This window comes from Streptomyces sp. UG1, assembly GCF_049974585.1.
Taxonomy (GTDB): Bacteria; Actinomycetota; Actinomycetes; order Streptomycetales; family Streptomycetaceae; genus Streptomyces.
This window is the reverse complement of record NZ_JBNGGG010000107.1, coordinates 1-7,830: the sequence shown is the minus strand read 5'-3', so window position 1 is coordinate 7,830 and position 7,830 is coordinate 1. Positions and strand designations below refer to the sequence as shown.

General features: G+C 68.8%; 8 protein-coding genes and 2 pseudogenes. 3 read left to right on the top strand and 7 right to left on the bottom strand.

Annotation, left to right across the window (positions count from 1 at the left end; translation table 11 throughout):
* Nucleotides 1–165: 165 nt before the first annotated feature.
* On the top strand, nt 166–303 hold the full coding sequence (locus ACP4J3_RS50360) for a hypothetical protein (RefSeq protein ID WP_426544967.1): 138 nt from the start codon (nt 166–168) through the stop codon (nt 301–303).
* Nucleotides 304–536: 233 nt separating this feature from the next.
* On the opposite strand, the gene ACP4J3_RS50355 is transcribed toward ACP4J3_RS50360, so the two are convergent.
* Nucleotides 537–1,673 (bottom strand): PQQ-dependent sugar dehydrogenase, encoded by a 1,137-nt coding sequence (locus ACP4J3_RS50355; protein WP_426544965.1) that lies wholly within the window; start codon nt 1,671–1,673, stop codon nt 537–539.
* 267 nt (nt 1,674–1,940) lie between these two features.
* Between ACP4J3_RS50355 and ACP4J3_RS50350 the strand changes: the two genes are divergently transcribed.
* A complete protein-coding gene (locus ACP4J3_RS50350; RefSeq protein ID WP_426544963.1) occupies nt 1,941–2,372 on the top strand; it encodes a glutaredoxin domain-containing protein in 432 nt (143 codons plus the stop codon).
* Nucleotides 2,373–2,489: 117 nt separating this feature from the next.
* Nucleotides 2,490–2,798 (top strand): annotated as a pseudogene (locus ACP4J3_RS50345) (enoyl-CoA hydratase-related protein); the annotation flags it as partial.
* A 39-nt stretch (nt 2,799–2,837) separates the two neighbouring features.
* Here ACP4J3_RS50345 and ACP4J3_RS50340 read toward each other — a convergent pair.
* The 6 genes and pseudogenes from ACP4J3_RS50340 to ACP4J3_RS50315 form a co-directional block, all read right to left on the bottom strand.
* Complete coding sequence (locus ACP4J3_RS50340; protein WP_426544961.1) at nt 2,838–3,176, bottom strand: winged helix-turn-helix transcriptional regulator; 339 nt, start codon at nt 3,174–3,176, stop codon at nt 2,838–2,840.
* A gap of 157 nt (nt 3,177–3,333) precedes the next feature.
* Nucleotides 3,334–3,606 (bottom strand): hypothetical protein, encoded by a 273-nt coding sequence (locus ACP4J3_RS50335; protein ID WP_426544959.1) that lies wholly within the window; start codon nt 3,604–3,606, stop codon nt 3,334–3,336.
* A 34-nt stretch (nt 3,607–3,640) separates the two neighbouring features.
* Entirely contained in the window at nt 3,641–4,528 is an 888-nt protein-coding gene (locus ACP4J3_RS50330) for an NUDIX hydrolase (RefSeq protein ID WP_426544957.1), read from the bottom strand.
* Nucleotides 4,529–5,189: 661 nt separating this feature from the next.
* Nucleotides 5,190–5,510, bottom strand: a pseudogene (locus ACP4J3_RS50325) (methyltransferase domain-containing protein); the annotation flags it as partial.
* Between the two features lie 396 nt (nt 5,511–5,906).
* A complete protein-coding gene (locus ACP4J3_RS50320) occupies nt 5,907–6,482 on the bottom strand; it encodes a class I SAM-dependent methyltransferase (RefSeq protein WP_426544955.1) in 576 nt (191 codons plus the stop codon).
* Nucleotides 6,483–6,603: 121 nt separating this feature from the next.
* Nucleotides 6,604–6,984 carry a MazG-like family protein gene (locus ACP4J3_RS50315; RefSeq protein ID WP_426544953.1) on the bottom strand — a complete coding sequence of 127 codons (381 nt, stop codon included), beginning with the start codon at nt 6,982–6,984 and terminating at the stop codon, nt 6,604–6,606.
* Between the last annotated feature and the right edge of the window lie 846 nt (nt 6,985–7,830).

Genomic DNA, 7,830 nt, shown 5'->3' with positions numbered 1-7,830 from the left:
AACTCATCCGGCACCAGCCGCTCAACGATCGAAACCACGACCAACAGGCTACCGACCCAAATGAGATGACGTCTTAGCCAGGACGCCCCCCAGGACGCCCCCCAGGCCGGCAGCCACGAACCCAGCTCCCGCCTCGATTCCGCCGCCGACCGCCGGCTGCGGGCAATGCTGCACTCGCTGCGCCAGGACCGCACGGTGGAGACCGGCACGCACAAGGAGCTCATCGCCAAGGAAGGGACGTACGCCGAGCTCGTCGCCCTGCAGTCGGACGCCCTGAACCTCCGGGACGCCGACCCGAGCTGACTGCCACGAGGGGGCCACCGAGGGCCTGGGCGGACCCGTCACCGAACGGACCTCCCGGCAAGGTGGTCCTGACGTCCGAGCCGACACCCGCCGCCCGAACCGAAAGGAGCACCTCATGAACGGTTCTCGGGTCGGGGCGGCGGGTGTGCCTCAGGCGGGCCGGAGATCCCGGAGGTGATCCGGCCAACCTGGGTGATGCTCGCTGCTCTGCGGCTTCCTTCAACCGGCAGTCTTTACACCGGGTCGATGCGGGAGATGCTGCCACCCAGGTCGAGGACGTACAGCTCGCCATTGCCGGCCTGTGCGAACGAGGCGACCTGGCCGCCGTCGACTCCGAGGTCGCTCACGCCGGTCACCTTGCCGTTCTCCATCTGCAGAGCGCGGACGGTGCCGTCGCAGAAGTCGCTGAACACGTACTGACCCTTGAGATCCGGGATCGCGTTGCCTCGGTAGACGTATCCGCCGGTCACCGAGCAGCCCTGGCCGCTGCGGTCGTACTCGTGGATCGGCGGAACGTGGTTCGCGGGCTCGGTGCCGCCACGGAAGGGATGGTTGCCCTCCATCCGGGACCAGCCGTAGTTCTCGCCGCCCTTGCTGGTCGCCGGGGCCCAGTCGATCTCCTCCCAGGCGCTCTGGCCGACGTCCCCGATCAGCAGGTCGCCCGTGCCTGCATCGAAGGAGAACCGCCACGGATTGCGCAACCCGTACGCCCAGATCTCGTCCTTCGCGTTCGGGTCGTCCACGAACGGGTTGTCCGGCGGGATCGCGTACGGCTTGCCACCGCTCGGGTCGATCCGCAGTAGCTTGCCGAGCAGCGTGTCGAGGTTCTGCCCGTTGCCGTGGGGGTCGCCGCCCGAGCCGCCGTCGCCGAGCGCGATGTAGAGGTAGCCGTCGGGGCCGAACGCGATGTCGCCGCCGTTGTGGTTCGCGTAGGGCTGTGTCTGGGTGAGGACGGTGCGCCGGGTGTCCGGCTGGATCTTGCCGTCCCGCACGGCGAACTCGTCCACGGTGCTGGTGCCTTGGAGGTTGGTGAACGAGATGTAGAAGTGCGCGAACTCCTTGTCGAACGTGATGCCCAGCAGGCCGCGTTCGCCGCTGGTCGTGGTCTCGCCGGAAATGTCGAGGACGGGCTCGCTGAGCCCCTGATCGCCCAAGGTCCTTACCGTGCCCGCGCGTTCGGCGATCCAGATGGTGCCGCCGGGACCGGCGGTGCCGGCGGATGGATTCTGGGCCGTGGCCACTTCCTTGAGCACGACCTTCGCTGCCTGACGTGGGGCGCCCGGCTCGTCGGCAGACGCCGTGGTCAAGGCGAGGGAAGCGACGAGGCAGAGGGTGCCGATGATCGCAGAGCTTCTGGTCCGAACTTTCACCGTGATCCTCCTAGAGGCGGCGAACGGGGGAGGCCACCCGGCTGCCAGGGGCAGAGTTGGGCGGGTGGCATCCACGCCGTCGCGCAACCTGGGGGGTGGGGGGATGGTGCGCTACAGGCCACGGGTGAGGTTACCGGGACAGGGGTTGTTGAAATAGACCACACTCCGCCCATCTACCTCCGCTCCGCTTTCCGTCGCGCGGTGTCGCGGTCCACGCAGGTTCGTACCGATCGGGAACGTGTCCCCTCATCGATAACCTGCGTCATCATGACGCGCGTTTGGATCTTGCCGATGCTGTTTGTGCTCTGTGGATCAGTCGTTGCGACTGGTCTGGTCTTGAGCGGGAGCCCCGCCGCAGCCGTGGCACTCCTGCTGCTGTTCGTGCTGCTCGCAGGCATGAACTCACCTCTGATATTCCCACGGTCGATCGGTGCACTGGAGGCGCAGCGCCGCAGCGCGGCCGACGACCGACCGGTTGTCTTCTGGCGGCCGGGCTGCAGGTACTGCATACGACTGCGCATCCGGCTGGGCCGCAGCGCCCGCCAACTGCACTGGGTCGACATCTGGCGTGACCCGGCAGGAGCCGCAGCGGTGAGAGCGGTCAACGACGGCAATGAGACCGTGCCGACTGTCGTCGTGGCAGGCGAGCCACACACCAACCCTGATCCCGAATGGGTGCGCGCACAGCTCTCCCCTTAGACATGCCGACGGTGGGGAGATCCGTAGCGGGACTCCCCACCGGGGCCCGACCGGCCGCCCCCGGCAAGGGCTGTCTGCCGGTTGCTCAGGTGGTCGGGACGACGGGTGTGACCGGTGCACTGGTGCCTGCCCGAAGCGGACATCAACATCCCCTTCACACCCGGCATGTCCGCCCTGATCCAGTCCCGGCTGGCTCCGCAGACCGCGCACGAGACCATGCTCACCGCCCGCCGCTACGGTGGCGCGGACGCCGCGGCGGCCGGCATCGTCGACCAGGCGGTCAGCGAGGACGCCGTACGCTCCACCGCCATCGAGATCGCCCAGGCGCAGGTGAACAAGGCAGGCGACACCCTCGGCACCATCAAGGCCCGCATGTACGCCCCGGCCCTGGCCGCCCTGCGCGACACCACCAGCCCGCTCGGCTGACCAGCACCCAGCCACGGCCACCCGCACCGAGAAGGCCCGTCAGGCCGTGACGTCCGCCTCGCTGTCCGGAACCGTGAGCGCCCAGGCGCCCATGGCCTCGAGAACGTCGCGCAGTCCTTCGCCGAGGGGAGTGAGCCGGTACTCGACGCGTGGGGGAATCTCCGCGTAGGCGGTGCGGGTGACGATGCCGTGCCGCTCGAACTGGCGCAGTCGGCTGGTCAGGGTGTGTGGGCTGACGCCGGGTAGCGCGTCGCGGAGTTCCGTGAAGCGGTGGGGGCCCCGCAGGAGTTCGCGCACGATGAGGGTGGCCCACGGGCCGTTGAGCAGGGTGAGGAACCGCGCGACGCCACACTCGGGGAGACAGGGATCTTTGGGCACATGGCGAGGGTAGCCCGCTAGTGCATTTCATGTAACCAGTGCATGCAATGCCCTAACAGTCGCGAGCATTGGCATTGGGGCGCCGACGTCGAGCAGGTCCAGCTCGTTCGTGGGCATCGCGGGATGGCCGGCCGCGACGAGACGAGGAGCCGCGCTGTCAAGAACAGCTCGACCGTTGGATCACGCGGTTGCACTGCCGCCGGTGTGTGGGTTGGCCCTGCCATTGGCTGACGATGGCGCGGGTGCGCCGGATCCGGCAGACGCCGCGCACACGTCTGCCGTAGACGTCGCCGAGGATCTCTGTGCCGGGGCCGACACCCTTCCACGGGCCCCACGTGATGGTCTCGGGTACGGGTGGCATGTGACCGTGGTCGAGCTGGCGTTGACCGTAGACGGTCCAGGCTGCCGTGTTGCGGTTCTGTTCGGACACGAGGGGAGCTCCTGGGGTGTGTTGCTGTTGTTGATCAGTTCCAGCCCATGGCGGAGTAGTGGGTGCCGTTGGTGATGGCTTCCAGGGCCGCGCGGGTGTAGTCCACGATCGGGTCGGGCAGCGCGGTCAGTGGCCACCACTTCCACTCGGTGCAGCGGTCGGGTTCGAGGACGGTCGCCTCGCCCTCCCAGCGCGTGGCGGTAAAGAAGAGCTGGAGGCGCGGGGTGGAGCTGCCGGGGTCGAGCAGGTCGAGGGCGTGCGCGAAGGTCAGGTCGGCCTCGGCGACTGTGATGCCGGTCTCCTCGGCCGCCTCGCGGATGACGCAGGCCAGGCTCGATTCGTGGTCCTCGCGATGTCCGGCCGGCAGGTGCCAGGTGGAGGGCGCGTATGCGCTGGCGGGGTGGCGCTTGCCCAGCAGGACGCACCCCTCGTGCAGCAGGACGAGGTGCGCGCCGATGATGCTGCGGCTGCGTTCGCGCGGCTCGCGTACGACAACGACGGGCGGCGGCGTCTCGTCCTCGCTCGCGGAATCGTGATGGGCGCGCAGGACGGCCAGGGTGCCGGGGTCCATGGCCATCTCGGCTGTCTCCTGCAGATGGGTCCAGCGCAGTTGGACGCCCTCGTGCAGCGGGATTTCGTGCGCGGGGCGGTTGAGGGTGCCGTGGTAGACACGGACGCGGTCTTGGAAGGCGCCGTCCGCGTCGAGGGTGTCGAGGGTGACGAAGGGGGTGAGGCCGGGAATGGTGAGGCCGGTCTCTTCGGCGATTTCCCTGACGACGGCCTCGTCGGGGTCCTCGCCCTTCTCGGTGTTGCCGCCGAGCAGGGCCCATTGGCCGGGCCGCCAGATGGGCTTGTTCGCCGAGCGGAGGTGGAGCAGGTAGCGGCCTTCGTCGTCCGTGAGCAGGGCCGCGGTGCCGGGCACGACGGGCCAGTCGACCGAGATCTGGGTGTGCCTCTTTCGGAACCCGTGCGGGGCGCTGGGAACCGGGGCCGGTGAGGGGCTCGACGGTGATGCGCGGGCATGGGGCGGCGCGGTGGTTGCGCTGCCAGTGCTGGACCTGTTTGGCCATCTCCTGGGCGGCCGGCTGACCGGCGGGACCGTGGCCGTGGACGATCAGTTCGTATACGCCGTTGCCGTCGTCGCCGTCAGCGATGCGCTCGGTGGTCAGCCGAGCGAGGGAGGCGCCGCGCACGATGGCGGCACCGGGCCAGTGACGGGGCGGCGGGTTCAGGACGCCGTTGTTACCGTCGGGGTCGACCGAGAGGCGGCAGAAACCGGGCAGCGTGCCGGCGAGGTAGAGGGTGAGGGCGTCGAAGGGTTCCTGCCCGCCGACGGTGACCTGGGTGCGGGCTACGCACGGCTCGTGGATGAGGGCGGGCGCGAGCTGGTCGACAGGGAGAGGGGTGCCGCCCTCCCAGGAGAGGTGGACGCCGGTGCCCGGGATGGTGCGGCGGTGGGTGTCCCAGGCGCCGGCACCCTGCATGGCCACGAAGCCGCAGACGATGAGCGGCTCGTCGCTGTGGAGGACCCCGTCACGCTTGGTGAAGCCGATGGCCCACGTGTACTGGTGCAAGCGCAGCGGCGCGACGAGACGTCCGCCCTCGGCCAGGGCATCGATCCAGGGAATGTCCCAGGTGTCGACGGTGACCACGATGGCGTCGAAGCCGCCGTCCGGCACGATGCCGGCGGGGAGGTGTTCGGCGTCGGCGGTGACCACGCGGACGCGGTCGTATCCGGTCTCGGCCAGGAAGCGGATGGCCCGGTCGGTGACGGCCTGATCGATGTCGAGGGTGGTGACGCTCCCGGTGGGACCGGCCAGTTCGGCGACCAGGGCGGCGTTGTAGCCGCCGGAGCCGATCTCCAGGACGCGGTGGCCGGGCTGAATGCGTGCCGCTTCGAGCATGTCGGCCTGGAGCCAGGGGGCGGAGAGGGAGCTGGTGATGCGGCCGTCGTCGCTGTGGTGGGGACGATGTCGTTGGCGTACGCCTTGTGGGCCGGTACATCGGGGGCGAAGGCGTGCCGGGGCACGGTGCGCAGGGCGTGGTCGACGGGGGGGGGTGCGGATGTGGCCTGCGTCGGCGAGCTGGTCGGCCAGCTGGTGGCGCAGGCCGTCGGTGTCATCGAGTTGGGCGGTGGGAGGTGTGGTCACGGCGGGCCTTTCGGTTGATCGGGTCAGGTGGGATCCGGGATGGTGGGTGGGGCACGGTTCGGGATGTTGTCGTCGGGGGGCGGCTTGCGGGTCGAGGAGGTCGGCCGGCGCAGCGGCCCTGCACGGCGGTCTCCGGTCAGATGAGCTGGGTCACGGGCGCAGGGCGAAGCAGGCGAGCCGGTCGAGGTCTACGGCGGTCACAGTGGACCAGCGGGCGGTGAGGAGTTCGACGTCGGGTGCGGTGATGCCCAGGCTCTTGAGGGGATCGTCGTCGTCTCTCCGGTCGGCGAGCTCGGTGACCACCCAGAAGGTCCCGCCGGGGACGAGGAGTTGACGGACCTGGTCCAGGAAGAGCGCCTTGTCGTTGATGAACCGGAAGACGAGTCGGCAGGTGATGACCGCGTAGGCCGGGTCCGGCAGCTCGGTCAGGTCGTCAGTGGTGAAGTCCATGACCTGGAACCGGGGCTGATCGCTTGAGCCCGGGTCAGCATTCGTGGCAAGAGTGATGGCGCTGGGAGCGCAGTCGACGCCAATGGTCTGGTAGCCGAGTTGGTGGTGCAGGTGGCGGGCCAAGGCGCCGTCGCCGCATCCCACGTCGAGGGCCGGCCGTCCGCGGCCGGGGCCGAGGTGGTCGGCCAGGAGCTGGGTCTCGGTGTCGGTGATCTGCCGGTAGCGGCGGCCGGAGGCCCACAGGGGTTCCCAGTAGTGAACGGGGGAGGCGATCACGCGTTGTTCCCTTCGGTGCGGTAGGCGGCGTGGAGTGGGCACCGTCGTGCCGGGCCGGATTCCGCAGCCTCTGACAGCCGCGAGAGCATCCGACAGTCGCGACTACCAACGGTGGGTGCGATCAAGGCTGTTGTCCCGTCGCCGGTGCGAGGTGACCGTCCGCGGGCCGAGCGTCGTCCGCCCTGCTCGGTGCAGCCAGGTCCCGAGAGGCGATGCGGTCCATGTGCCGTGCGAATACGGCCCGGGCATCGGGGTTCATGCGGGCCAGCGCGACCATGCCGGTGACGATGACGTCGCAGACCTCGGCTTCGACGTCGTCCCACGTGTGTGAGTGCCCTTTGCGGGGGTTCTGCCCCATGGCTCCGATCACCGCCTCGGCGACCTCACCTGCTTCCTCCTGGATCTTGAGGAGCTGGAGCAGGATGCGTTGCTCGCGGGGGAGGGTCGAGTGGTCTTCCAGCCGGCGGACAAGGCGGGCGATTGTCTTCCAGGTATCAGTCATGCGGGTCTCGCTTCCGTGGGGAATCGACTCTGTGCCGGTACGGTCATCGGTCCTGGGCCGGAGCGACGAGCTGGGCGAACAGACCGCCGGAGTCGACCAGGTCCTCGTACGGGCCTGCTCGACGACTCGGCCCTTGTCCATGACGAGGACGCGGTCGGCGAGGCGGGTGTTTTCCAAAGGGTGCGTGACCACAATCGTGACGCGGCCGGGGGCGCCGCGTTTGATCTTCTCGAAGATCTGGTGCTCGCCCCGGGCGCCCATCTTTATCTATAGCTGTCAAGTGTTGGTCCGAGTCAGATGACACGGGTGCCTCCAGGCACGTAAGGCACGATCCCTGGCTTCGAACGAGTCTGTTGACCCTACGGGAACGAGTTCTCCGGCCTCAGAAGCTATCCGCTTACCGCTGGACAGGCTTGATCAGTCGAACAGGGTTCCTGCACGGTTCCTGTTCGGGTGATCTCGGTGGTCGGGGCATAGCGGCAGGGCCTCCTGGTAGCTCGGGGTTGCGATCCCAACCGAGCAGTACCAGGAGGCCCTGTGTCGCAGTCTTTCGTGCTCGCGTCTCTGGAGTCCAACGCGCCGTCTCCGGCGTGTGACTGTCTCGCGCACAGGTTCGGCAACGCGGCGGACGGGCCGGACCGCGTCCGTTGTTACGGCTCCGACCTGACGGATGCCGAATGGCAGATCATCCGGCCGCTGCTACCGGTCCCCGCGTGGCTTCAGGGGCGGGGTGGGCGGCCGGAAGGCTATTGCCACCGCGTGATGCTGGACCAATGCCACGAAGTTAAGGCCCTGTTGGCGGTGTCAAGGCATCAGGGAGAGTGATCTTGTAGGTGCTCGGCGCGG